Raw genomic sequence first — 24,349 nt, 5'->3', positions numbered from 1 at the left:
AAGGAAGAGACGTGATTACCGCCCAAGCCTATTCCACCATCCAGGCCATTGAACGCAGCGCCTGGAATGACTGTTTTCCAGACGCCCTGGAGGATTGGGACTACTACCTGGCCGTGGAAAAAGCCGCCATCGCCGATTTCCGTTGGCGCTACCTGGCGATCTACGAGGGCTCGACCCTGGTGGCGGTGGCGCCGGCCTTCACGACTCAGTATCGGCTCGACACCACGGTCTCCGGCCTGGCCAAACGCTTCACCGAACGCCTGGCACGCCAGTGGCCAGGTGCCCTGGAGCTGCGCCTGTACGCCATCGGCTCGCCCGTGGCCGAACAGTGCAGTGCCGGCACCGCCAGCCATGTTCCCCTGGAACGTCGTCAGGCGTTGCTGGAGCAGTTGTTGCAACTGGCCCGGCGCGACGCCGACAACTTCGGCATCGGCCTGATGGCGGTCAAGGATGCCCCCAGCAGCGACCCGCAATGGGCCGCCAGTTGCCGGGCCGCCGGCCTGCAGGCGATGCCGAGCCTGCCCAGCGCGCTGCTGCCGGTGCCCTTCGCCTCGATCGACGCCTATCTTGGCACCCTGGGCAAGTCCACTCGCAAGGACCTGCGGCGCAAGCTGCGCGCACCGGCGCCGCGCATCGAGTGGCGGCGGCAGATCGACGACGTGCTGCCCGACATCATGCGCCTCTACGAAGCCACCCTGGAACGCAGCGACCTGCAGTTCGAGCGCCTGCCGGCTGCCTATTTCACCGGCATTCTCGAACAACTGGACCAGCGCGCCGCCTGCGTCCTGTACTGGGTCCAGGACCAACTGGTGGCCTTCAACCTGGTACTCATCGACCAGCATCGGCTGATCGACAAATTCTTCGCCCACGACTTGAACGTCACCCGTGAGCACAATCTGTACTTCCGCAGTTGGCTGGCCAACGTCGACTACTGTATCCAGCAGCACATTCCCCTGTACGAGTGTGGTCAGGCCGGTTACGCCAGCAAGTTGCGCCTGGGTTGCCAGTTCACCGGTAACATGTTGTTTTTCAGGCATCGCAATCCCTTGCTCAATGCCCTGCTCAAGGTGATAAAACGCTTTGTCCGTCCGGATCGCTCCGACCCCGCCATGGCTGCTGCAATAAGCGAAAGTACATGACCAGAAAAGATCGTCGCCCGCCCCGCCCTTTTGCCATCTCCCGCTGGAGCCTGCAGCGCAAGCTGGTGTTGGCGTTCTGGCTGGTCAGTGTGATTCCCACCATGATTGCCGCGGAGCTGGCGGCCACCACGTTGTCGGAGATTTTCGACAGCAACGTGCGCATCTGGCTGCAGGAATCCACCAAGATCGTCGAGGACGAGATCACCGAGATCCTCCATGACAACGCGCGGATCGCCCAGCTGTTCCTGCGCTATACGCGCCCGCCCTCGGACCGCAATGCAGCCAAGCATGACAAGCTCACCGCCGACATTGCCGACTCCATGGGTATCGACGTGGTCGCGCTGATCCGCAAGAGCGACCACAAGGTGATGTTCACCACCGCCGCGGACGACGTGGTAGGGCAGATCAGCACCGCTTCCAACGCCGTCCTGCAGACCATCCAGGTGGGTGGCGTGGCCACCGGGGCGGTGGTCTCGACCTTCCAGACCCAGCTCGACGGGGTCGACTACCAGCTGTTGATCGCCACCTACCTGGACGCCAGCTTCCTCACCAGCGTGGCCGATGTGCACTCCCTGGACCTGCGCCTGTACCTGGCCAAGGCCGATGATTTCTCGGAGATCTTCGCCACCCAGCGCTTCGAAGACCATCCCCCCCGAGTGCCGCACAAGATCGAAGACATCCTGCGCGCCACCCGCCAGCCCACCGAGCAGTTCACCAGCCGCTACAGCGGCCTGTACCGGCCGATCTTCAACGACAGCGGCGACCTGGTGGGGGTGATTTTCAGTGGCCTGCTGCGCCACAGCAGCCTGGTGGGCCTGGTTAACCAGAGCAACCTGTTCATCCTGATCTTCCTCCTCAGCTCGGCCGCCTCGCTGTGTGTCGGCTGGCTGGTGTCGCAACGCCTGACGCGGCCGCTGCGGGGCCTGTCCAAGGGCGTCCAGGCGGTGATCGCCGGCGACTACCGGCAGCGGGTGCCGGTGATCGGTGGCGACGAACTGGCGGAGCTGAGCAGCACCTTCAACCACATGAGCGAGCGCCTGGGAGAACTGCAGCACCTGGAGGGCCAGTTGCGCCGTCGCGATCGCCTGCACGCCCTGGGCGAGGTGGCCATGGGCCTGGCCCATGAAATCCGCAATCCGCTGGGCATCATCAAGACCGCCACCCAACTGCTGCACCGCCGGGCCAACCTGCCGGAAAACGACAAGCGCCACCTGGAATACGTGATCAGTGAAGTCAGCCGGATCAACGACCTGATCACCGACTTCCTCGACTTCGCCAAACCCAGCGCGCCCATTCGTGCCACCCAGGCGGCACGCCCGCTGGTCGAGGAACTGCTGGGCTTCTGCACCCCGGAACTGGCGACCCACAATATCGAAGCGCGGATCGACGACCAGGCACCGGGTGCGACCATCCATGCCGATGCCCGGCAGCTCAAGCAGGCCTGCCTGAACCTGATCCTCAACGCCATCGACGCTATGCCCGAGGGCGGCCGCCTGACCCTGGGCATCGCCCAGCAGGAAGACGAAACCATCATCAGCGTCAGCGATACCGGCCAGGGCATCGAGCCGGACATGCTGGAACGCATCTTCACCCCCTTCGTCACCACCAAGGCCTCGGGCACCGGCCTGGGCCTGGCGAAAGTCTTTTCGATCATGGAAAGCCATGACGGCCACATCGAGTGCGTCAGCGAAAAAGATGCCGGCGCCTCCTTCAGCCTGTACATTCCGGCCAACGGTGAAGAGGACGACGAGGACACTGATGACGCATAACCTGCTGGTGGTCGATGACGAACCCAAACTCTGTGACCTGCTGTCTTCGGCCTTGAGCCAGAACGGCATCCAGGTGTTCACGGCAAGCAATGGCCTGCACGCCCTCAAGGTGCTGGAGCAGGAAGACATCGACCTGGTGATCAGCGACTGGCGCATGCCGGGCATGGACGGGCCCCAGCTGCTGGCGGAAATCAAGCAGCGCTACCCGAACCTGCCGGTGATCGTGATGACCGCCTACAGCACGGTGAAGAACGCTGTGCAGTCCATGCGCAACGGCGCCTACGACTACATTGCCAAGCCCTTCGATATCGATGAGCTGGACATCACCGTCAGCAAGGCCCTGCAGTTTCGCGACATCCTCAAAGACAACCAGCGCATGCGCGCCGAGCTCGACGAGCACCAGCAGTTCGACAGCCTGGTAGGCGACAGCCCGGCCTTTCGCCAGGTACTGCAGGCGGTGGACTCGGTACGCGAGAGCAGCGCCACCATTCTCCTGACCGGAGAAAGCGGCACCGGCAAGGAGATGGTCGCCCGGGCCATCCACAAGCACGGCAATCGCGCGGACAAACCCTTTGTCGCCGTCAATTGCGCGGCCATTCCCGAAGGCTTGCTGGAAAGCGAGATGTTCGGCCACCGCAAGGGCGCCTTCACCGGCGCCGTGGCGGACCGGGTCGGACGCTTCCAGCAGGCCGACAAGGGCACCCTGTTTCTCGATGAAGTGGGCGACATGCCCCTGGCCTTGCAGGCCAAGATCCTCCGCGCCCTGCAGGAACGCGTGATCGAGCCGGTGGGCGATCCCCGGGAGCGCAAGGTCGACGTGCGGGTGATCGCCGCGACCAACAAGAACCTGCTGGAAGCCGTGGCCAACAAGGAGTTCCGCGAGGACCTGTACTACCGCCTCAATGTCTTCCCCATTCCCTTGCCAGCGCTGCGCGAGCGGGTCGAGGACATCGCTCCACTGGCCCGCCACTTCGCCCACAGCCTGGGGGCCACCGCCGGCAAGCGCATCACGGGCTTCAGCCCACAAGCCCTGCAGGCCATGGCTTGCTACAGCTGGCCAGGAAACATCCGCGAACTGCAGAACTGCGTGGAGCGAGCCACCATCGTCGCCCGCGCCCCGGTCATCGAAGAAAGTGACCTGCCAGGCTATCTGTTCGACACCCCGCCAGCAGGCACCGAGGGCAGCGTGGCCCTCAGCGTTGGCCCACAAGTGCCCAGCGACCTGGACGCGGCCCTGGCCGAAGTGGAGCGGGCCTACATCCTCGCGGCCCTGCACCAGAGCAACGGCGTCCAGGCGGCCGCGGCACAGATGATCGGCATTTCCGAACGCAGCTTCTGGTACCGCCTGAAAAAGCTCGGCATTCAGGTAGACAAGATTGTTCGCTGACGCGAACAGCGACAAGCTGCAAGCGAAAATCTATCCGCTGAGACTTGGCTCAGAGCATGTGCCCCACTTCCAGCGGTTCGATCTGGGCCCAGTGGGAAGTGTCTTCGCGATGGTTTTGCAGGTATGGCAGCACCGCCGCCAGCAAAGGCGCCTTGAAGGCGTCCTGGAAACGATGGGCCAACCCCGGAATCAGCTTCAGCTGGCTGCCCTGGATCTGCGCCGCCAGGTGCACCCCATGCATCACCGGCAATAGCGGATCGGCGGTGCCGTGCACCACCAGGGCCGGCACCCGCAGTTGCTTGAGCAAGGCCACCCGACTCGGCTCGGCGAGGATCGCCATGATCTGACGCTTGACGCCCTCCGGGTTGAACGCCCGGTCATAGGACAACGCAGCCTGATGCAGCAGAACCTGACGGTCATCCGCGACCTTCGGGCTGCCCAGGGCCGCCAGCAGGTCCGCCTGCTGCTCCAGGGCCGCTTCGCGGTTCGGTGCATTGCGCCGGGACAGCAATTGCACCAGCGCCTCGTTCGGCGCCGGCAGGCCTTGGGCCCCGGAGCTGGTCATGATCAGCGTCAGGCTCTCGACTCGTTGTGGCGCCATGGCCGCCAGATGCTGGGCAATCATGCCGCCCATGCTCGCCCCCAGCACATGGAACTGCTCGATGTGCAGGGCATCCATCAGCCCCAGGGCATCATCGGCCATGTCGCTCAGGGTATAAGGCGCAGCCACGGGCAGGCCGAGCTTGTAGCGCAGCACTTCGAAGGTCAGGTTGGCGCTGGCCGGAGCCTGGCGCCAGGTGGACAGGCCGACATCGCGATTGTCATATCGAATCACCCGAAACCCTTGCTGACACAAGGCCTCCACTACTTCGTCCGGCCAGTGGATCAATTGCCCACCCAGGCCCATGACCAGCAGCAATGCCGGATCGGAGCTTCGACCGATGCTTTGGTAGGCCAGGCTCACCTGCGCCAGGTCGACCCGTTGCGTGGGTACGTTGACATCGCAGCGCGCGGCCGCAAAAGACAGCTGGCCGAGCAAAAGCCCGGCCAGCAGGATGACAGTGGAAAACAATCTTGCCCGCATGGAAAACACCGAAACGCAGAACCCCAGTAGAGCGCGAGTCTGATGAACTTCGATGTTTCGCGCTGCCACAGTTGCGTGACAGTTTGATGAAGCCCGCCCAGCGGTCATCGCTTAGGGGCGCTCGGGCGACGCCTCGCTTGCCGACGAGGTGGAGCTGATGATCGCCTTCGTCGGCAAGCAGGTTTCTACCGGCTTTCAGGCCAGCTGGCTGCGCAGCTGGCGGGCCGCGGCCACCATGTTCACCAGGGCCGCTTCGGTTTCCGGCCAGGCGCGGGTCTTCAGGCCGCAATCGGGGTTGACCCACAGTCGCTCGGCGGGAATGCGTTTGACCGCCTTGCTCATCAGCTTGACCATCTCGGCAGTGTCCGGCACCCGTGGCGAGTGGATGTCATACACCCCCGGGCCGATGTCGTTGGGGTAGTCGAAGGCTTCGAAGGCTTGCAGCAACTCCATGTCCGAACGGGAAGTCTCGATGGTGATCACGTCGGCATCCATGGCGGCAATCGACTGGATCACATCGTTGAACTCGCTGTAGCACATGTGGGTATGGATCTGGGTTTCGTCCCGCACACCCGAAGCGCTCAGGCGGAAGGCCTGCACCGCCCAGTCCAGGTATTCCTGCCATTGCGCGCGGCGCAGGGGCAGGCCTTCGCGGAACGCCGCCTCGTCGATCTGCACGATCTTGATCCCGGCCTGTTCCAGGTCCTGCACTTCATCGCGCAGGGCCAGCGCCAGTTGCTGGGCCTGGACCTTGCGCGATACGTCTTCCCGGGGGAAAGACCACATGAGCATGGTCACAGGGCCAGTGAGCATGCCTTTCATGACCTTGTCGGTGAGGCTCTGGGCGTACTGGATCCAGTCCACGGTCATGGCCCGGGGCCGGCTCAGGTCGCCGTAGATGATGGCCGGCTTGACGCAGCGCGAGCCGTAGCTCTGGACCCAGCCGAAGCGGGTGAACAGGTAGCCGTCGAGTTGCTCGGCAAAGTACTCCACCATGTCGTTGCGCTCGGCTTCACCGTGGACCAGCACGTCCAGGCCAAGGCTCTCCTGGATCTGCACTGCGTGGCGGATCTCGCTGTGCATGGCATCGGTGTAGTCGTTGAGCGACAGCTTGCCCTGCCGGTAGGCCTGGCGCGCCAGGCGGATCGATGCAGTCTGCGGGAAAGAGCCGATGGTGGTGGTGGGAAAGACCGGCAATTGCAGGCGCGCTCGCTGCTGTTCGATACGTTGGGCAAAGGGCGACTGACGCTGACTGTCGGCGGCGCTGATGGCCTTGATCCGGGCCTGGACCTGGGCCTTGTGAATCCGCGGGGACTGGGCACGACTGGCCTGGACCTTCCGGCTTTGCGCCAGGGCCGCTTGCACCGCCGGGGCCTGGGGATCGTTCAGGGCATCACGCAGGACCGAAATCTCGCCGCACTTCTGCACGGCAAAGGCCAGCCAGCTTTTCAGTTCGGCATCCAGCTGGTCTTCCCGGGACAGGTCCACCGGGCTGTGCAGCAGGGAGCAGGAGCTGCTGACCCAAAGGTTGTCGCCGAAACGCTCCTGGGCCACCTGCAACTGTTGCAGGGCCTGTTCCAGTTCGCAGCGCCAGACATTACGCCCATTGACCAGGCCCACGGAAAGAATCTTGTAGGTCGGCAGCCGGTCCAGGACCTGGCCCAGTTGTTCCGGCGCCCGCACCGCATCGATGTGCAAGCCGTCCACCGGCAGGCCCACCGCCAGGCCGAGGTTGTCTTCCAAACCGCTGAAGTAAGTGGCCACCAGTTTTTTCAGCGGCGAGTACTGGAGGATGTGGTAGGCCCGCTCGAAGGCGCTCTTCCACTCCTGGGGCAGGTCGAGGGTCAGGATCGGCTCGTCGATCTGCACCCACTCCACGCCCTGGGCCTTGAGCCGGTTGAGGATCTCGCCGTACAGCGGCAACAGGCGCTCCAGCAGGTCGAGCTTGTTGAATGCATTGCCCTTGGCCTTGCCCAGCCACAGGTAGGTCAAGGGGCCGATGATCACCGGCTTGACCTGATGACCCAGGGCATGGGCTTGCTCGACTTCGTCGAACAGTTGCTCCCAGCTCAGCTGGAACGGCTGGTCGACGCTGAACTCGGGGACCAGGTAGTGGTAGTTGGTGTCGAACCACTTGGTCAGTTCCTGGGCGTATTGCGCCTGGCCCTGCTCCCCGCAGCAGCCGGCATTGGCGCCACGGGCCATGGCGAACAGAGTGTCCAGGGTCGGGCGGCCCTGGGCATCGCGAAGACCGTCGAAACGCTCGGGAATCACCCCGAAGGTCAGGGAGTGACCGAGCACCTGGTCGTACCAGGCAAAGTCGCCCACTGGCAGCAGGTCGATGCCGGCGTCTTTTTGCACTTGCCAGTGCCGAGCCCGCAGCTCGCGACCGACCTCTTGCAATGCAGCCTGATCGAGGTCGCCCTTCCAGTAGGCTTCGAGGGCTTTTTTCAGTTCGCGGTCAGCGCCGATGCGGGGAAAACCGAGGGTGTGGGCCAGAGCCATGGGAAAGCGCCTCCTTGTCAAAGATGGCGCTATTGTCGACAGCTCGGGCAACATGAGACAAACTCAACCTTTTCGTGTTGATCACAAAATTTACTCATGGAGATCCTGGTGCTCGAAATCCGTCACCTGAAGACCCTGCACGCCCTGCGCGAAGCCGACAGCCTGGTTGAAGCCGCCGAACGCCTGCACCTGACCCAGTCCGCCCTGTCCCACCAGTTCAAGGAACTTGAAGAGCGCCTGGGCATGCCGCTGTTCGTGCGCAAGACCAAGCCGGTGCGCTTCACCAGCGCTGGCCTGCGCCTGCTGCAACTGGCCGATGCCACCCTGCCGCTGCTGCGCGGCGCCGAACGGGACATTGCCCGCCTGGCCGGCGGCACCGCCGGCCGCTTGCACATGGCCATCGAGTGCCATAGCTGCTTCCAGTGGCTGATGCCCACCATCGACCAGTTCCGCGACGCCTGGCCGGAAGTGGAACTGGACCTGGCCTCGGGCTTCTCCTTTGCACCGCTGCCAGCGCTGGCCCGGGGTGACCTGGACCTGGTGGTGACTTCCGATCCCCTGGAACTGGCCGGCATCACCTATGTGCCGCTGTTCACCTACGAAGCCATGCTTGCGGTGGCCAACCAGCACCCCCTGGCAAGCAAGCCCTACATAGTCCCGGAAGATCTGCTGAACGAAACCCTGATCACCTATCCGGTGGAGCGGGATCGTCTGGACATCTTCACCCGCTTCCTGGAACCGGCGGACATCGAACCGGCGCAGGTCCGCACCTCGGAACTGACGGTGATGATGATGCAGCTGGTGGCCAGCGGCCGCGGGGTGTGCGGCATGCCTCATTGGGCCCTGCATGAATACAGCTCACGGGGTTATGTGAAGGCCAAGCGACTGGGTGAAAAGGGACTGTTCGCCACCCTGTACGCAGCGATTCGCGCCGACATGCTGGACGCGCCCTACATGCGTGACTTCCTGCTGACCGCCAAGGACACCTCGTTCTCGACCCTGGACGGCGTCAGCGCTGTACGCTGAGCGCCACCCTCATGCGGCGCCGGCAGGCCAGCGAGCAGGATCAGCGTGGCACTTCGCGCCACATGTGGATCTTGTCGAGATAGTCCTCCCCCACGCACACCGCCTGGGGTTCGAGCCCGAACTGGACAAAGCCGCAGCGCTGGTACACGGACAGCGCTGCGTCATTGCCCGCCGTCACCGTCAGTTGCACCAGGCGCAGGCCTTCGTACCCCGCCGCCTCGGCCAGTAGATGCTGCACCAGCTGTCGACCCAGGCCGCTGCCGCGTTGCTCGGCCGTGACGTAAAGGCCGAACAGGGTCGCCTTGTGCCGGGCCTTTTCCCGCAGCTCGAAGGCCAGGCCGACGATCCCCGCCAGCCGCCCTCGGTCAAAGGCTCCCAGCATCAGGTCCAGCTCCCCATCCAGACGGGCACCCCACCAGGCCAGGGGCAGCTTCTCGCGCTCCCGGACACTGGAAGTGAACGCCTGGGGATGGCGCTCATAGGCTTCGAGCATCAAGGCCCGGTATTGCGCGGCATCGTCAGGAGTCAGGTGTCGGATCTGCAGGTTCATGCGGGATCGTCAGTCCGTCATGTTCAGTTGGTACGGCGTTGTTCGAACATCAAGCGCACCGCCAGCCCCGCCAGCACGAACCCCATGAAGTAACGCTGGACCGAAAGCCAGGTGGGGTTGCTGGCGAACCAGGAGGCAATGCCTGCGGCGAACAGGGCAATCAGCAGGTTCACCGAAAAACTCACGCTGATCTGGGTCAGGCCGAGAATGAGGCTCTGGGAAAACACCGATCCGTGCTCGGGATGAATGAACTGCGGAAAGATCGACAGGTAGAACACCGCGATCTTGGGGTTCAGGGCGCTGGTCAGAAACCCCATGATCACCAGCTTGCGGGGCGAGTCCAGCGGCAACTGCTGGGCTTCGAACGGCGATCGCGCGCCAGGCTTTAGCGCCTGCCAGGCCAGCCACAGCAAATACAGGGCACCGGCCCACTTGAGCACTTCATAGGCCATGGGCACCGCCATGAAGATCGCGGTCAGGCCCAGTGCAGCGGCAAACAGGTGGACGAAAAAGCCCATCACGACGCCCAATAACGACGTCACCCCGGCCTTGCGCCCCTGGCAGATCGAACGGGAAATCAGGTAGATCATGTTCGGGCCTGGGGTCAGCACCATCAGCAACGAGGCCGCGGCGAAAATCAGGTAGTCGTGAAGTGGGATCATGGCAGTCCTTGGCAACGGGAGGTCAGGCGAGGCTCGCCTGGGCCTGACGATAAAACGGCAAGATCAGATCCCGTGTCAACGGCGCCAGAAACAAACCACCATCGCTGGCCGGATCGATCCAGCGCACCTCCTCGATCTCCGCCGCCGGAGTCACCGCAATGTCGATGCGAACAAGAAAGACCTCCGCCTGCACCACATGGCCGGGCTCGTTGGCGGCCGGTGCGCAAAACTGTTGCAGATAGCAGGCCTGGCTCGGATCGATGCGCAGGCCGAGTTCCTCTTCCAACTCTCGGACCAGGGCCAGCACCGGCGGCTCGCCGGCTTCGATCTTGCCGCCAGGCTGCATGAAGGCCTGGGTGCCGCGTTTGCGCACCAGCAGGGTCTGGCCATCGGCCCCCAGCAACAGGGCGGCGGCGATACGAATGACGGAGGGTGCAACGGCGGAGGGCAGCGACATGGGGACCTGGACACCTTGAGAACGAAGGCGCAAGGATCACATGCCCGGCAGCGGGTCGTCATCCGCCAGCGGTATATTTCCCGTCGTTCCAGGGCGTTTCTCAGGTGCCCGACTGCGGCTCTCGCGCCAGCTTGACGAACACGCTGTAACGGGCGCCTTCCATGGTTTCAAAGGCGATCAGTTTGTCCACCAGAGGCTGGCTCAGCACCTTGCCGGCGTTGAGCAGAAGCATGCCGTTGTCGGCATTCAGGTTGCGCGCCAGCAGCATGCCCGCCGCCAGCTCCCGGGTGCCCAGGACCTTGACCGAAGGGTCGCCCAGGGTCACATCGCTGAGGTACACAGAACACACTTGGATAAACCCCTCCACCAACTCGGGGTCGTACAGCCGGCCGGCGTATTTACGGATGAACACCAGGGCCTCGTCGCTGTTCATGTGCCGTTCGAGAATCAGCCCGCACTGCAGTTCGATAAAATCCACCGCCAGCTTGAGCAGCCGCGAGCCCAGGGGAATCGCCTCGCCCTTGAGGTGATCGGGAAAGCCGCTGCCATCCCAGTGTTCCTGGTGATGGCGGATCAGGCGCGCCGCATCCTGCACCGGTTCCAGGGTCATCAGCAGCGATTCGCTTTGCGCCGGATAGGCCCGATAGCGTTCACGCTCATGGTGGTGCAACCAATCGGCCGGAGTGACCATCATGCTGTCGCTCCAGCTCAGCTTGCCGATGTTGTGCAGGGCCGCGGCCATGGCCAGGTCGCGCTGCGCCACGGCGTCGATGCCGTGGATCTTGCAGTAGGCACGCACCAAATCGATGATCCGGCGGTTGGTCTGCTTGTCGCTCGGCAGACGCTGGTTCACCAGCAGCGAGAACAGCTCGGCGCCCGTGGCATAGCTGTGCTTGAGCTCCTCATAGGCCAGGTCCAGCATGTCGGCGGTTTGTTGCAGCTCCGCGGTGCGCGATGCGACGCGTTTTTCCAGCAGGGCATTGAGGGCCTTGAGCTCAGCGTTCTGCTCTTGGGTCAGAGCTTCCAGGCGCTGGCGCTCACGTTCGGAATGCTGGTGCTCCAGGGCCTGGCGCAGGGCCAGCAGCAGTTCCTGGTCATCCCAGGGCTTGCTCAGGTAACGGTAGATTTCCCCTTCATTGATCGCCTTGGCGATCAGTTTCAGGTCCGGGTCACCGGTCAGCAGGATGCGCGTAGTGTCCGGATAGTGCTGATGAATGCGCGCCAGCAGGGACGGGCCATCCATCTGCGGCAGATGGGCGGCGCTGATGACCAGGTCCACCTCCCGGGTGGCCATGACCTTCAGGGCTTCGCTGGCGTCGTGGGCAAGGTGCAGCACGTAGGAATGGGCACTGAGCAGTTGGTGCAGGCGTTGCAGGATCGCGTCCTGGCTGTCTACCAACAGAACCTCGGACTGGCGTGTGACTGTGGCAACGTTCAGCTCACCCATGAGACACCTCGGGTCAACATCGATGCACATGTCCTTCATTCTTTTCACTGGCAACACTGATCCTTGTTGCCTGATTCAAGCGTAGAAGCATTTCCGAGGGGAATGATGGCTTTTTAATACCATCCGTCCGCTGGAAGAGCTCCAACGGACGGCGGCGAGAATGGAGGCCAATGACCTCACTTGGCAGCGGCTTTACCGCTGGAACCGAAGGAGGCAAAACGTTTGTTGAAGCCAGCGATACGGCCTTCGGACTGGGTCTTGCGTTGCTGGCCGGTGTACACCGGGTGCGAAGCGCTGGACACATCCAGGGTCACGTACGGATAGGTCTGGCCATCACTGTGCTGGTAGGTGCGGTCAGTATCGACGGTAGAGCCAATGAGGAAAAACACGTCGGCGGCAGTATCGTGAAACAGCACGGGGCGGTAGTCAGGGTGAATGTTGGGTTTCATCGGAGTCTCCAGCGGCTGGGGTGAAAAATAGTGTTATACAGTAACAATAAAACCTTCTTTAAACGAGAACTTATCGCAATAAGATTCTGCAACAATGGTCTAAGTCCTGCCTCGATCCCCCGATTCAGGCTTGCCCGTAAGGCCCCAGCGGGCCAGTATGCTGGGCTGCAACGCTCTGACACAGCCGTGAATTCCTATAAGAAATGCCTGTGCAGCCCACCGTCTCAGCCGTTCGGTGTCGCTGTCGATTACCCGTTATCAAGGCACCCGGTGCCTGATTGACCTGATGAGTCCGAACCAAGGAAACCGTATGAGCCTGTCACTTCTGAGCCGCTACGCCTTCTTTGCTGCCTGCGTGATATTCACCCTCGCCAGCCTGCCCTTTCTCGAACACGACTGGCTCTGGCCATTCACCCTGGTCACCGGCCTGCTGAGCCTGCTGGGGATCTTCGATCTGCTGCAAAGTCCCCACGCGGTACGCCGCAACTACCCGATCCTGGGCAACATCCGCTACCTGGTGGAAGGCATACGTCCGGAGATCCGCCAATACCTGCTGGAATCCGACAGCGACGCCCTGCCCTTTTCCCGCGCCCAGCGCTCCCTGGTGTACTCGCGGGCCAAGAATGAAAGCGCCGACAAACCCTTCGGCACCCTGATCGATGTCTACCAGTCGGGCTTCGAGTTCATCGGCCACTCCATGCGCCCGGCGCCCTTGAGCGACCCCAGCAGCTTTCGGGTCACCGTCGGCGGCCCGCAATGCACCCAGCCCTATTCGGCCTCGGTATTCAACATCTCGGCGATGAGCTTCGGCTCCCTGAGTGCCAACGCCATCCGTGCCCTGAACCAGGGTGCCAAGCTCGGCAACTTTGCCCACGACACTGGTGAAGGCAGCATCAGCCCCTATCACCGTGAACACGGCGGCGACCTGACCTGGGAGCTGGGCAGTGGCTACTTTGGCTGCCGCACCGCCGACGGCCGCTTCGACCCCGAGCGCTTCGCCACCCAGGCGCAGAACCCGCAAGTGCGGATGATCGAGATCAAGATGAGCCAGGGCGCCAAGCCGGGCCATGGCGGCATCCTGCCCAAGCACAAGGTGACCCAGGAAATTGCCGACACCCGCGGCATCCGCATGGGCGAGGACTGCATTTCGCCGTCGAGCCACAGTGCATTTTCCACCCCGATCGAAATGATGCATTTCATCCAGCAACTGCGTGAGCTGTCCGGCGGCAAGCCGGTGGGCTTCAAGTTCTGCCTGGGCCACCCGTGGGAATTCATGGGCATTGCCAAGGCCATGCTGGAAACCGGCATCCTCCCGGATTTCATCGTGGTCGACGGCAAGGAAGGCGGCACCGGCGCAGCCCCCGTGGAGTTCACCGACCACATCGGCGCGCCCATGCGCGAAGGCCTGCTGTTCGTCCACAACACCCTGGTGGGCCTGAACCTGCGGGACAAGATCAAGCTCGGTGCCAGCGGCAAGATCGTCAGTGCCTTCGACATCGCCAGCGTCCTGGCCATCGGCGCCGACTGGGCCAACTCGGCCCGGGGCTTCATGTTCGCCATCGGCTGCATCCAGTCACAAAGCTGCCACACCAACAAATGTCCCACCGGTGTCGCCACCCAGGACAACCTGCGCCAGCGTGCCCTGGTGGTGCCGGACAAGGCCCAGCGGGTGTACAGCTTCCACCGCAACACCCTCAAGGCCCTGGCCGAGATGCTGGCCGCCGCCGGCCTGCAGCACCCGTCGCAACTGGAAGCCAAGCACCTGGTGCGACGCATGTCGGCCACCGAGATCAAGCTGTTCTCCCAACTGCATGTGTTCCTCAAGCCCGGCGAATTGCTCACCGGCGAAGTCAACGGCGAGTTCTACTCGCGCATGTGGCAACTGGCCCGGGCCGACAGCTTCGAACCCAATACCCAAGCCGCCGCTTAAGCACGCCTGTCCAGGCCTCCCCGGCTACCTGGGGAGCCTGGCGACTCACAAGGAAGATTGGAATGCTCAAGGTTATCGCTGAAGACTTCATCAAGCCCGAACACCTGGAAACCGTGCGCCCGTGGTACGCCGAACTGGTGGAAAAAACCCGCCAGGAGCCGCTGTGCATCGCCTACGATCTGTTCGTCGATCAGAAAGACCCCGGGCACTTCATCTTCGTCGAACAGTGGCCGGACCGCGCCGCCCTCGACGCTCATTGCAACACCGAACACTTCACCCGCCTGGTACCACAGATCAACGCCTTTCAAGCCCGCGAATGCCGCGTACTGCTGATGGACGAATTCTAGAAGCCGACATCCTCCCGATGCTTGACCGGACCACCGAAAGCAGAGCGAACCACCACTGACCTTTCGGAGTTCCACCATGCCCTTGCTGTCCTTCGAGCAACTGTCCCAGCAACTGCCCGGTCCCTGGCAATCCTCGCTGGTGGGCCAGGTCGGCGCGGCCCGTATCAAGGTCCTGCGCATGGACCAGGCGCCCTACCCGGAAGAAATCCACGACTACAACGAAGGCCTGCTGGTGACCCAGGGCTGCCTGCGCTTGGGCATTGGCCAGGCCACTGTCGAAGTGCTGGCCGGCCAGATGTACCTGGTGCAAGCCGGCCAGGCCCATAGCGTACTGCCCGGCAGCCACGGCACCCTGGTGATCATCGACGTCTAGCCTCACTCGGCACTCGACAAGGGGTCACAACCCGGACCGGGCCCGACTGTGGACGCCCCCCTTATCAGGGACATTCACGTCCGCCACAATGCATAAACGCATAATTAAATTGCATTTACGCATATCTCATCTAAGGTTGCTTGCAGACCCGGCCAGCGCACGCCATCGAGGCTGGCGCCGCGCAGCGCCCAGCGCCGGGTCCGGCAACTTGCTGTAGGCGACACCAGCCGGAGGCTGGTTTTCACTCATGGAGGATGAACATGTTAAGCACGACCTTGACCCCCACCGGCAACCCGCAGGCCCTGCCCCAATGCCTGGCCGGTACGCTGATCGATCCGCAACTGGCTGAAATCGACCCACGCGCCGAGGCGGCCCCCCAGGCCGGCGCCCGACTCAATTTCAGCGTGCAGCCGCAAACCCAGAGCAACTGGTGCTGGGCGGCACTGTCGGCATCGGTCGGCAACTACTACGGCACCGGCTCCTGGACCCAGTGCGGGGTGGCCAATGCCGAATTGGGCCGCAACTCCTGCTGCAGCCAGCCCGGACCGTGCAACGTCTACGGCTACCTGGACTCGGCCCTCAGAACCACCCGCAGTTATGGCGGGATGCGGGAAAACCGGATGCAGATGCCGGCCATCGAAAACCAGCTCGGCATGGGCCGTCCCGTCGGCCTGCGTTGCGCCTGGTATGGCGGCGGCGCGCATTTCCTGACGATCTACGGCACCGATGGCAGCTACATCCTGGTCGCCGACTCCATCTTCGGTTACTCGACCCGTGCCCTTAACAGCTTCCCCGGTTCCTACAACGGCGGCGGCAATTGGACCCACACCTACTTCACCCGGAAAAACTAGGAGGCGTCATGCAACTGACTTACCCCAAGGCGCCCACCCACGGCGTCCAGACCTTGCACCCGGCACTGCAGGCAGCCCTGCGCACCCAGGGTTTCGGCGTCAACCGCGCCTTTGCCAATGCCGGCACCCTGAGCCTGTCCCAGGCATTTCGCGGCTACGCCCTCGGCCTGGAGGACCTGGCCAACGGCAAGGGCCTGGACCAGGCCACGACGGGGGACTGGCATTACCTGGTGTTCGCCGGCGGTGTATCCATCGCCGACGCGCAACTGACGGAAGTGGCCGGCAAGGTCGAGTTCGCGGCGCTCAATCACGGCGTTCTGGCGGCGTCCACCATCAGTGCCCTGAACCTGGCGGAACAGGCACCCCTGCTACAGGGGAAATCCTGCGAGTTGAGGTTGCTGTTCATCCCGGCGTTGCAGGTGACGGCGATCTGGCTGCACGCAGCCGATGCCGAAGTGCTGATTCCCATCGACCCCACCCCGGCGAACCTGGCAGCCCACCAGCTCTATGACGCAGCGACGCTGTTGAGCCTGCTGAGCCCCTTGGCCCAACAAGCCAAGGCGGTTTTCGATGCCGATACCAGCGGCACCCTGGGAGGCTGAACCGCGACAAAAAAATCCGGCGGCCCTGGCGGGACGCCGGATTCTTCTGTTCAGGCCGTTGGCCCGGGATGCTCAAGGCAAGAGCTTGCCGAGCGAGGGATCACGACGCCGAACGCACCGCCCCTTGCTGGACATTGGTCGGTTGCAGCTTGAACAGGTAGAACAGCACCGTCAGCAGCACCAGGAACGCCGGGCCGACATACAACGCCACGCGAGTGTCCGGGAAGTAGGCCATCAGCCCCACCACCAGTACCAGGAACGCCAGGGCGAAGTAGGAACTGACCGGGTACAGCCACATGCGGTATTTCAGCGCAGCCCGTTCGCTCGGGCTCAGGCCCTTGCGGAACTTGAGCTGGGCCAGCAGGATCATCACCCAGGTCCAGATCGCCCCGAAGGTGGCAATCGAAGTCACCCAGACGAACACTTTCTCCGGCACCAGATAGTTCATCAGTACGCCCAGCAGCAGGGCGAAGATCGACAGCAGCAGCGCGCGACGCGGCACACCGTTGTTCGAGGTCTTGGCGAAGCCGGCCGGGGCCTGGCCGTTCTGCGCCAGGCTGTAGAGCATGCGCCCGGTGCTGAAGATGCCGCCGTTGCAGGAGGACAGTGCAGCAGTGATCACCACGAAGTTGATGATGCCGGCGGCGGTCTTGATGCCCAGACGCTCGAAGGTCATCACGAACGGACTGCCCTGGGTGCCGATCTCATTCCACGGGTAGATCGACAGGATCACGAACAGCGCGCCCACGTAGAACAGCAGGATGCGCCAGAACACCGAGCCGATGGCGTTGGGAATGGTCTTCTGCGGGTTGCGCGCTTCACCGGCGGTGAGGCCGATCATCTCTACGCCCAGGTAGGCGAACATCACCATCTGCAGCGACATCAGCACGCCGGTCACGCCATTGGGCATGAAGCCGCCATGGGTCCACAGGTTGGAGATGCCCAGCGCCACGCCGTCGTTGCCGAAGCCGAAGGCAATGATGCCAACGCCGCCGATCACCATGGCGATGATGGTGACGATCTTGATCAGGGCGAACCAGAACTCGAACTCACCGAAGGCCTTGACCGCGATCAGGTTGATCGAACCCATGCTCACCAGGGCCGCCAGGGCCCAGATCCAGCGCGGCACATCGGGGAACCAGATGCCCATGTACACCGCCACCGCCGTGATCTCCGCGACACAGGTCACCAGCCAGAGGAACCAGTAGTTCCAGCCGGTCAGAAAACCCGCCAACGGACCCAGGTAGTCTTGTGCGTAACGGCTGAAGGAACCGGCGACCGGGTTATGCACCGCCATCTCGCCGAGGGCGCGCATGATCACCAGGATCGCCAGGCCGCCGATGATGTAGGACAGCATGATGGCCGGACCGGCCATTTCGATGGCCTTGGCCGAGCCCAGGAACAGGCCGACGCCGATACAGGCGCCCAGGGCCATCAAGCGAATATGCCGTTCGCCCAGTTCGCGTTTCAGCGGGCCGCCCTGAGCGGTCTCGCCGTGGGGCAGTTGGTTGCCAACTGACATAGAGATACAACCTCATTTTGTTATTGGATATGAACCACCGAGTCTGCGAAGCCGTGGCGGATAGCCGCAGCTTGCTCAACCGTACCGGCCTTGTGGGGCGGCGCGTCTGTAGGACAAGACCTGCCAGATCAGCGGGGTGCGCAGTATAAAAAGCTCCCGACAGGGCTTTTCACTCTATAAGTAGCTAAATTCAGAGAGAAATCTCGGCAAATACCGCTTTCACGGAGAAGCATTACCTGCTTTTTGCCCTTAAACCTCACTCGGAAAGGGCCCGGAGTATTGCACAGCCCTGGTGCATCGTCATGCCCCTACCTAGGGCGTATTTACCTGGAAGAAGGCTCTATCACAGCCCTTTCCCACCGGTTCCTGATCAGCCCCGGGGCCGCGGCCCGGTTCCAGGACCCATTGCTTTCACAATTTCTTCTGCCGCGGCTACCACCGACTAAGCTTCAGACAAGTCCGATCAATCTGCGTGAATGGATCAATCGACTATGGGCGCTCTGTGGCAGACCGATTCGCGTAAAAACGCAGTGCCAAACCACAGCGAGGACGAAGCGCCTTTACCCAAAAAACCCAGGTCCCGCCGTTATGCCTGGCGCCTGTTCTGGCTGCTACTGCTGATCACGCTGATCGCCCTGGGTGTCGCCGCCAGCCGGGAAATGCGTACCTCCAAGCTCCAGGCGCGGGAGTTCAGCAAGCTGGCTCAAGACTTGAGCTATTCCCTGCAACCAGGCCCCAGCGACGCCATACTCTATCCCGGCGCCGGCCCCTTCGACCGGCGTCTGGGCTATAGCGCCCTGGGCGAGTTCCTGCCGCGTCTGCTCAAGCGCGGCTACCTGATCGACGCTCAGACACGGTTTTCCCCGGCATTGATGGACTACAGCAAAAACGGTTTTTTCGTGCCCTATACCGAGAAAATCCAGGCCGGCCTGTCCATCACCGATTGCCGCGCCGCGCCCCTGTATCAATTCAATTACCCACAACAGCTGTATGCCAGCTTCAACCATATTCCGCCCTTGATGGTGCACAGCCTGCTGTTCATCGAGAACCGCGATCTGCTGGACCCCAAGCTGGCCCAGGCCAACCCGGCGGTGGACTGGCCGCGCTTCGCCAAGGCCGCCTGGTCCCAGGTGGCCAAGCTTCTGCACCTGCCCGGGCAGACCGCCGGCGGCAGCACCCTGGCCACCCAGCTGGAAAAATACCGCCACTCCCCCGATGGCTTGACGGTGTCCGGCGGCGAAAAGATCCGCCAGATGATTTCCGCCAGCGTGCGCGCCTATCAGGATGGCCCGCAAACCCTGGAGGCCCGGCGCCGGATCGTCCGCGATTACCTCAACAGCGTGCCGCTGTCGGCAGTTCCGGGGCACGGCGAGGTACATGGCATGGCCGAGGGCCTGCGGGTCTGGTACGGCGCCGATTTCGATCAGGTCAACCAGGCCCTGTCCAGCAACGCCACCGATGCCAGGAGCCTGGCCCAGCGCGGCCTGGCCCTGCGCCAGGTGCTGTCGCTGATGATCGCGCAACGCCGCCCTTCCTATTATCTGGTCAAGAGGCACGCCGAGCTGGCGGACCTCACCGACAGCCATATCCGCCTGCTGGCGCAGAACAATGTCATCGATCCCGCCCTGACCGCCGCGGCCCTGGCCAGCAAGGTCAGCTACCGCGACTGGCAGCAGCAGCCGACAATCCAGCCGATCGAAACCAACAAGGGCATCAGCGTGGCCCGCCGCCGTTTGGCAGCGCTGCTCAACCGCCCCTTGTACGACCTGGACCGCCTTGACCTGTCGGCCACCAGCACCTTGCAGAGCGACCTGCAGCGCCAGGCCACCGAGTACCTCAAGCACCTCGCCGACCCGGCTTTCGCCGCGCAGATCGGTGTGCTCGGCGAGCGCCTGCTGACCCCCACCAGCACCACGCAAGTGCGCTACAGCTTCACCCTGTTCGAACTCACCCCCGACGGCTCGCGGGTACGGGTGCAGACCGACAGCACCGACCAGCCTTTCGACATCAACGAAGGCAGCAAGCTGGAATTGGGCTCCACCGCCAAGCTGCGGGTGCTGACCACCTACCTGCAGATCATCGCCGAGTTGCACGACAAGCACGCTGGGAAAACCCCGGCCGAGCTGAAGAAATTTGTGGTCAACGACCAGGACCGACTGAGCCGCTGGGCCCTCGACTACCTGATGCAGAACAGCGACCGCAGCTTGCCGAAGATGCTCGACGCGGCCCTGGACCGCACCTACTCCGCCAGCCCCGGCGAAGCCTTCTTCACCGGCGGCGGGTTGCATCACTTCAACAACTTCCGCAAAGAGGACAACGGCCGCAGCCCGACCCTGCGCGATGCCCTGCGCGAATCCATCAACCTGCCGTTCATCCGCCTGATGCGTGACCTGGTGCGCTACAGCACCTACGGCGGCGACAGCAGCAGTGCCGAGTTGCTCAAGGACGACGCCAACCCGCGGCGCCAGGAATACCTGGCACGCTTCGCCGACCACGAAGGCACCTCGTTCCTGCTGCGGTTCTGGAAGAAGTACCGCAACAAGGACACCCAGGCACGCCTGGACACCTTTCTCGACGGTATGCACCCCACGGCGATCCGCCTGGCTGCCGTGCACCGCTACCTGCTGCCGGACGCCAGCCAGGACAGCTTCAATCGCTTTGTCCGGGCCCATATGAAAAACGCCAAGACCGCCGAGAAACTCACCGACGAGCGCCTGGACAAGCTCTATGCCGGCTATGGCCCGGGAGCCTATGACCTGCCGGACCAGGGCTACATCGCCAAGGTCCATCCCCTGGACCTGTGGCTGCTGGGCTACCTGATGAACAACCCCGACGCGACCTTCAGCCAGATCGTCAAGGCCAGTGAATTCGAACGCCAGGAGGTCTACAGCTGGCTGTTCAAGAGTCGCCATCGCAGCGCCCGGGACAGTCGCATCCGCACCATGCTGGAAGTCGAAGCGTTCCTGGATATTCACCAGCGCTGGCAGAGCGTCGGTTACCCGTTCGACCACCTGGTGCCCTCCCTGGCCACCGCCATCGGCAGCTCCGGCGATCGTCCGGCGGCGCTCGCCGAACTGGTGGGCACCATCCTCAACGACGGCGTGCGCCTGCCGTCCCTGCGTATCGACAGCCTGCACTTTGCCGCCGGCACGCCTTACGAAACCCGCCTGAGCAACGACCCTGGCAAGGGCAAGCGCGTGATGCCTTCGGAGGTCGCCACGGCGCTGCGCGGGGCCCTGTCACAGGTGGTGGATGCCGGTACCGCGAAACGGGTATCCGGCAGTTTCAAACTGGCGGACGGCACGCCACTGGCCATGGGCGGCAAGACCGGTACTGGCGACAACCGCATCGAGGCCACTGGTGCCGGCGGCCGGGTGCTGAGCTCCAAGTCCATCAACCGCACCGCAACCTTCGTGTTCTACATCGGCGATCACCACTTCGGCACCCTCACAGCCTACGTGCCAGGGGCTTCGGCCCAGGGCTTCAAGTTCACCTCGGCCTTGCCGGTGCAGGTGCTCAAGGGCATGGCGCCGATTCTCATGCCCTACCTGCAGCCTGGCAGCAGCACCCAGTGCCTGGGCAGCCTCGCTGCAACGCTGAATCCCTCCGGTTACTAGCCGCTCCACGCCACTCCATGGCGTGGAGCGCCCGCCCATTGTGATTTTCCATCTCAGACCAACGGCAGCTTTGGATGGCGTAGAAGTGCTTGCGCAATCGTTAAGATATATCTTAAGTTATATCTGAACCGAACAGGAGAAAGAGAAAATGAGAGAGCCCCCTCACCACCGCGAACAGGGTGACGGCCACGACAGTTTCGAGCGCCGTCCCGCTCGTGAACGCGGCGGCCGCGGCCCCCGGGTGTTTGCCCCCGGCGACTTGAAGTTGCTGCTGCTGGCGTTGATCGCCGAGCAGCCCTGCCACGGCTACGACCTGATCCGCCAGATCGAAGGCATGTTCGACGGCGCCTACAGCCCGAGCCCCGGTGTGATCTACCCGACCCTGACCTTTCTGGAAGAAAGCGAAATGATCCAGGGCGACGCCGAAGGCGGAAAAAAGCGCTACAGCGTCACCGACGCCGGTCGTCTTTCCCTTCAGGAGCAGGCCATTGCCCTGGACGGTGTGCACATGCGCATCGAGGTCAGCAAGCGCTCCCTGCGCGGCCACGACCGCCCTGCAGAAATCCATGAGGCGGTGCACAACCTGCGCCACGCCCTGCAAATGCACCATGGGCGCTGGAGCCCGGAAGAAATCCTCCGGGTGCGTGACCTGCTGAACAACACCGCCAAGGCCATTGTCGATGGTCCTGTCAGCCACACTGCCCAGGAGAAATCCGAATGACTGCAACCCCAGAGCCATCCATTCACCGGGTCATGCACGAGATCAAGCGCCGGCGCCTGGAAGTCTTGCGCGTCGTCGACCTGACCCCGCGCATGCGCCGCATCACCCTCGGCGGGCCGGAGCTGGCCGGTTTCATCAGCCTGGGCAGCGACGATCATGTAAAGCTGCTGTTCCCGCAGAACGCCGAACAGCAAGCCGCCCTGGAAACCCTGGTGCTGGGCCCAGGCAAGGACAGCGGACCGATGCCCGCCATGCGCGACTACACCCCGCGCCGCTACGACCTGGAACAGGGCGAACTGGACATCGACTTCGTGCTCCATGGCGACGGCCCCGCTTCGACCTGGGCCGAGCAGGCCAAGCCGGGGCAGTACCTGCACATCGGCGGTCCGCGAGGTTCGATGATCGTGCCGGACATCTTCGACAGCTACTTGTTGATCGGCGATGAAACGGCCCTGCCCGCCATAGCCCGACGCCTGGAAGAACTGCCGGCCGGACGCCGGGTATTGGCGGTGATCGAGGTTCAGGATCGAGCGGAGCGCCAGGCACTGCATAGCGCCGCCGAGGTCGAGGTGATCTGGGTGGAGCGTGATGGCGGCGCGCAGGACCTGATCAGCACTGTGCGTCAGTTGCAGGTCCCGCAAGGCAAGCTGTATGCCTGGGTGGCCACCGAGAGCAAGGTCTCGCGCCAGGTTCGTCGAGTGCTGCTGGATGAGCACCGGCTCAACGACGAATTCGTCAAGGCTGCCGGTTACTGGCGCCTGGACGGCAGCGAAGCAGAATAACCCCCGCCTCACGCTAGGAACTGGCTTGCCAGCGAAAGCGGTCTCAAGGCCCCCTTCGCTGGCAAGCCGGGGCCTACCGGGGTTGCGCCGGGCGCTTGCCCAGCCAGCGATCCAGGCCCAGCAACAACAACGACACCAGGACGAATCCCGCCAATATGCCCAGGGCATTGAGCAGCACTTGGGGATAGCCGAGCTTGTCCACAGCGATAAAAGGATAGGGGTACAGCCCCAGCACATTCCCGCGCAAGAGCAGATAGGCGAAATACAGTATCGGATAAAGCATCCATAAGCCGACGTGCCTCAGCCGCAGCACCCCCTTGGGCACACAGCACCACCAGTAGATCAGGAACAGCACCGGCATCACGTCGTGCAGCAACTCATCCGCCAGCCATTGCCAGCCCTGGGGATGCCACAGATGACGCAACAGCAGGCTGTACGCCAACCCCACCAGGACAATGCTCGCCGCTACCGCGCCACTGACCGCCGGACGCAGCATGAACGCCTGCCCCCGGGAAATCCGCAGATTCAGGGCACAGGTCAGCACACTGGCCACCAAGGTATTGCTGAGTACGGTGAAGAAGCTGAAGAAGTTCACCAGCCCACCCAGCAGGCTGGCCCCGGCCTCCCAGCGCAACAACAGAATCAGGTACAGCTGAACCGTCAGCCCCAGCCAACCCAGCACTGCGGCAATGGCGATCAGCCCGCGTCGGCTGAGCAGCCCCAGCAGCGATACACCGGCCATGGAATTCCTCAGAGCGGACGCTTGGTGCGCTGCAACTTCACGTAGAGCTTCTCGACCTTTTCCCGTGCCCAGGGTGTCTTGCGCAGGAAGGTCAGGCTCGACTTGATGCTCGGGTCACTTTTGAAGCAACGGATATCGATGCGCTCGGCCAACCCCGACCATTCGTAGTGTTCCACCAGCGCCTTGAGGATCTGTTCCAGGGTTACGCCATGCAGCGGGTCGGTGTGGGTGTCGGTCATGCCAGGCCTTTGCGGGAAGAAAATAGGGAAAGCCGCGCACCTTAGCCGAGGCCATGCGCCCGCGCCAGAGCGCTGTTTTAACTGTAGCCGCCGTAGACAACCACGGCGATTGAGCATGAGAAGCAAAAAGTTCCTGGCTTTTCGCGAT

General features: G+C 63.2%; 22 protein-coding genes. 12 read left to right on the top strand and 10 right to left on the bottom strand.

Annotated features, from left to right (window positions below; translation table 11 throughout):
- The first annotated feature begins 11 nt into the window (after positions 1–11).
- Genes Q8O96_RS07190 through Q8O96_RS07180 form a run of 3 tightly spaced genes read left to right on the top strand, consistent with a single transcriptional unit; the run spans position 12 to position 4,295 of the window.
- Positions 12–1,139: a GNAT family N-acetyltransferase gene (locus tag Q8O96_RS07190; protein WP_102860460.1), complete on the top strand. Its 1,128-nt coding sequence runs from the start codon at positions 12–14 to the stop codon at positions 1,137–1,139.
- Positions 1,136–2,908, top strand: a complete 1,773-nt coding sequence (locus Q8O96_RS07185; protein ID WP_305948605.1) for an ATP-binding protein — start codon at positions 1,136–1,138, stop codon at positions 2,906–2,908. Before Q8O96_RS07190 ends, Q8O96_RS07185 begins: the two co-directional genes overlap by 4 nt.
- The gene (locus tag Q8O96_RS07180) at positions 2,898–4,295 is read left to right on the top strand and encodes a sigma-54 dependent transcriptional regulator (RefSeq protein ID WP_102860458.1); all 1,398 of its coding nucleotides are present in this window, start codon (positions 2,898–2,900) and stop codon (positions 4,293–4,295) included. Before Q8O96_RS07185 ends, Q8O96_RS07180 begins: the two co-directional genes overlap by 11 nt.
- Positions 4,296–4,344: 49 nt before the next feature.
- Here Q8O96_RS07180 and Q8O96_RS07175 read toward each other — a convergent pair whose 3' ends face one another.
- Together Q8O96_RS07175 and metE are read right to left on the bottom strand one after the other, a co-directional pair.
- Positions 4,345–5,379, bottom strand: a complete 1,035-nt coding sequence (locus Q8O96_RS07175) for an alpha/beta fold hydrolase (protein ID WP_305948604.1) — start codon at positions 5,377–5,379, stop codon at positions 4,345–4,347.
- 195 nt (positions 5,380–5,574) lie between these two features.
- The gene (metE, locus tag Q8O96_RS07170; RefSeq protein WP_305948603.1) at positions 5,575–7,884 is read right to left on the bottom strand and encodes a 5-methyltetrahydropteroyltriglutamate--homocysteine S-methyltransferase; all 2,310 of its coding nucleotides are present in this window, start codon (positions 7,882–7,884) and stop codon (positions 5,575–5,577) included.
- 108 nt (positions 7,885–7,992) lie between these two features.
- Here metE and metR point away from each other — a divergent pair, with 108 nt between their 5' ends.
- Complete coding sequence (gene metR / locus Q8O96_RS07165) at positions 7,993–8,910, top strand: transcriptional regulator MetR (RefSeq protein ID WP_102860993.1); 918 nt, start codon at positions 7,993–7,995, stop codon at positions 8,908–8,910.
- Between the two features lie 40 nt (positions 8,911–8,950).
- Here the strand turns inward: metR and Q8O96_RS07160 are convergent, their stop codons facing one another.
- The 5 genes from Q8O96_RS07160 to Q8O96_RS07140 form a co-directional block, all read right to left on the bottom strand.
- The gene (locus Q8O96_RS07160; RefSeq protein WP_102860992.1) at positions 8,951–9,454 is read right to left on the bottom strand and encodes a GNAT family N-acetyltransferase; all 504 of its coding nucleotides are present in this window, start codon (positions 9,452–9,454) and stop codon (positions 8,951–8,953) included.
- Between the two features lie 29 nt (positions 9,455–9,483).
- Positions 9,484–10,122, bottom strand: a complete 639-nt coding sequence (locus Q8O96_RS07155) for a LysE family translocator (RefSeq protein ID WP_102860455.1) — start codon at positions 10,120–10,122, stop codon at positions 9,484–9,486.
- 22 nt (positions 10,123–10,144) lie between these two features.
- Positions 10,145–10,579 (bottom strand): NUDIX domain-containing protein, encoded by a 435-nt coding sequence (locus Q8O96_RS07150; RefSeq protein ID WP_102860454.1) that lies wholly within the window; start codon positions 10,577–10,579, stop codon positions 10,145–10,147.
- A gap of 100 nt (positions 10,580–10,679) precedes the next feature.
- Positions 10,680–12,026, bottom strand: a complete 1,347-nt coding sequence (locus Q8O96_RS07145) for an HD domain-containing phosphohydrolase (protein WP_115580797.1) — start codon at positions 12,024–12,026, stop codon at positions 10,680–10,682.
- A 176-nt stretch (positions 12,027–12,202) separates the two neighbouring features.
- On the bottom strand, positions 12,203–12,475 hold the full coding sequence (locus Q8O96_RS07140; RefSeq protein WP_102860452.1) for a type B 50S ribosomal protein L31: 273 nt from the start codon (positions 12,473–12,475) through the stop codon (positions 12,203–12,205).
- Positions 12,476–12,785: 310 nt separating this feature from the next.
- On the opposite strand from Q8O96_RS07140, the gene Q8O96_RS07135 reads away from it, so the two are divergent.
- From Q8O96_RS07135 to Q8O96_RS07115, 5 genes are all read left to right on the top strand, one after another.
- The gene (locus Q8O96_RS07135; RefSeq protein WP_102860451.1) at positions 12,786–14,405 is read left to right on the top strand and encodes an FMN-binding glutamate synthase family protein; all 1,620 of its coding nucleotides are present in this window, start codon (positions 12,786–12,788) and stop codon (positions 14,403–14,405) included.
- 62 nt (positions 14,406–14,467) lie between these two features.
- Positions 14,468–14,752 carry a putative quinol monooxygenase gene (locus Q8O96_RS07130; RefSeq protein ID WP_102860450.1) on the top strand — a complete coding sequence of 95 codons (285 nt, stop codon included), beginning with the start codon at positions 14,468–14,470 and terminating at the stop codon, positions 14,750–14,752.
- Between the two features lie 76 nt (positions 14,753–14,828).
- Positions 14,829–15,125 (top strand): cupin domain-containing protein, encoded by a 297-nt coding sequence (locus tag Q8O96_RS07125; RefSeq protein WP_102860449.1) that lies wholly within the window; start codon positions 14,829–14,831, stop codon positions 15,123–15,125.
- A 260-nt stretch (positions 15,126–15,385) separates the two neighbouring features.
- Positions 15,386–15,976: a papain-like cysteine protease family protein gene (locus Q8O96_RS07120; protein ID WP_102860448.1), complete on the top strand. Its 591-nt coding sequence runs from the start codon at positions 15,386–15,388 to the stop codon at positions 15,974–15,976.
- 8 nt (positions 15,977–15,984) lie between these two features.
- A complete protein-coding gene (locus tag Q8O96_RS07115) occupies positions 15,985–16,578 on the top strand; it encodes a hypothetical protein (RefSeq protein ID WP_102860447.1) in 594 nt (197 codons plus the stop codon).
- 100 nt (positions 16,579–16,678) lie between these two features.
- Here the strand turns inward: Q8O96_RS07115 and Q8O96_RS07110 are convergent, their stop codons facing one another.
- Positions 16,679–18,100 carry an amino acid permease gene (locus Q8O96_RS07110; protein WP_102860446.1) on the bottom strand — a complete coding sequence of 474 codons (1,422 nt, stop codon included), beginning with the start codon at positions 18,098–18,100 and terminating at the stop codon, positions 16,679–16,681.
- A gap of 491 nt (positions 18,101–18,591) precedes the next feature.
- On the opposite strand from Q8O96_RS07110, the gene Q8O96_RS07105 reads away from it, so the two are divergent.
- From Q8O96_RS07105 to Q8O96_RS07095, 3 genes are all read left to right on the top strand, one after another.
- A complete protein-coding gene (locus tag Q8O96_RS07105; protein WP_305948602.1) occupies positions 18,592–21,717 on the top strand; it encodes a transglycosylase domain-containing protein in 3,126 nt (1,041 codons plus the stop codon).
- A 148-nt stretch (positions 21,718–21,865) separates the two neighbouring features.
- Positions 21,866–22,438 (top strand): PadR family transcriptional regulator, encoded by a 573-nt coding sequence (locus tag Q8O96_RS07100; protein WP_110594923.1) that lies wholly within the window; start codon positions 21,866–21,868, stop codon positions 22,436–22,438.
- A complete protein-coding gene (locus Q8O96_RS07095) occupies positions 22,435–23,220 on the top strand; it encodes a siderophore-interacting protein (RefSeq protein ID WP_102880774.1) in 786 nt (261 codons plus the stop codon). Before Q8O96_RS07100 ends, Q8O96_RS07095 begins: the two co-directional genes overlap by 4 nt.
- 73 nt (positions 23,221–23,293) lie before the next feature.
- Here the strand turns inward: Q8O96_RS07095 and Q8O96_RS07090 are convergent, their stop codons facing one another.
- Together Q8O96_RS07090 and Q8O96_RS07085 are read right to left on the bottom strand one after the other, a co-directional pair.
- Positions 23,294–23,962, bottom strand: a complete 669-nt coding sequence (locus tag Q8O96_RS07090; RefSeq protein WP_305948601.1) for a Pr6Pr family membrane protein — start codon at positions 23,960–23,962, stop codon at positions 23,294–23,296.
- Positions 23,963–23,970: 8 nt separating this feature from the next.
- Positions 23,971–24,201 carry a VF530 family DNA-binding protein gene (locus tag Q8O96_RS07085; protein ID WP_019093117.1) on the bottom strand — a complete coding sequence of 77 codons (231 nt, stop codon included), beginning with the start codon at positions 24,199–24,201 and terminating at the stop codon, positions 23,971–23,973.
- Between the last annotated feature and the right edge of the window lie 148 nt (positions 24,202–24,349).

Origin of the sequence: Pseudomonas sp. LPH60 (assembly GCF_030718165.1) — a bacterium.
Lineage (GTDB): Bacteria > Pseudomonadota > Gammaproteobacteria > Pseudomonadales > Pseudomonadaceae > Aquipseudomonas > Aquipseudomonas danubii.
The sequence above is the reverse complement of the archived record's forward strand: the minus strand, read 5'-3'. Positions and strand labels throughout refer to the sequence as shown.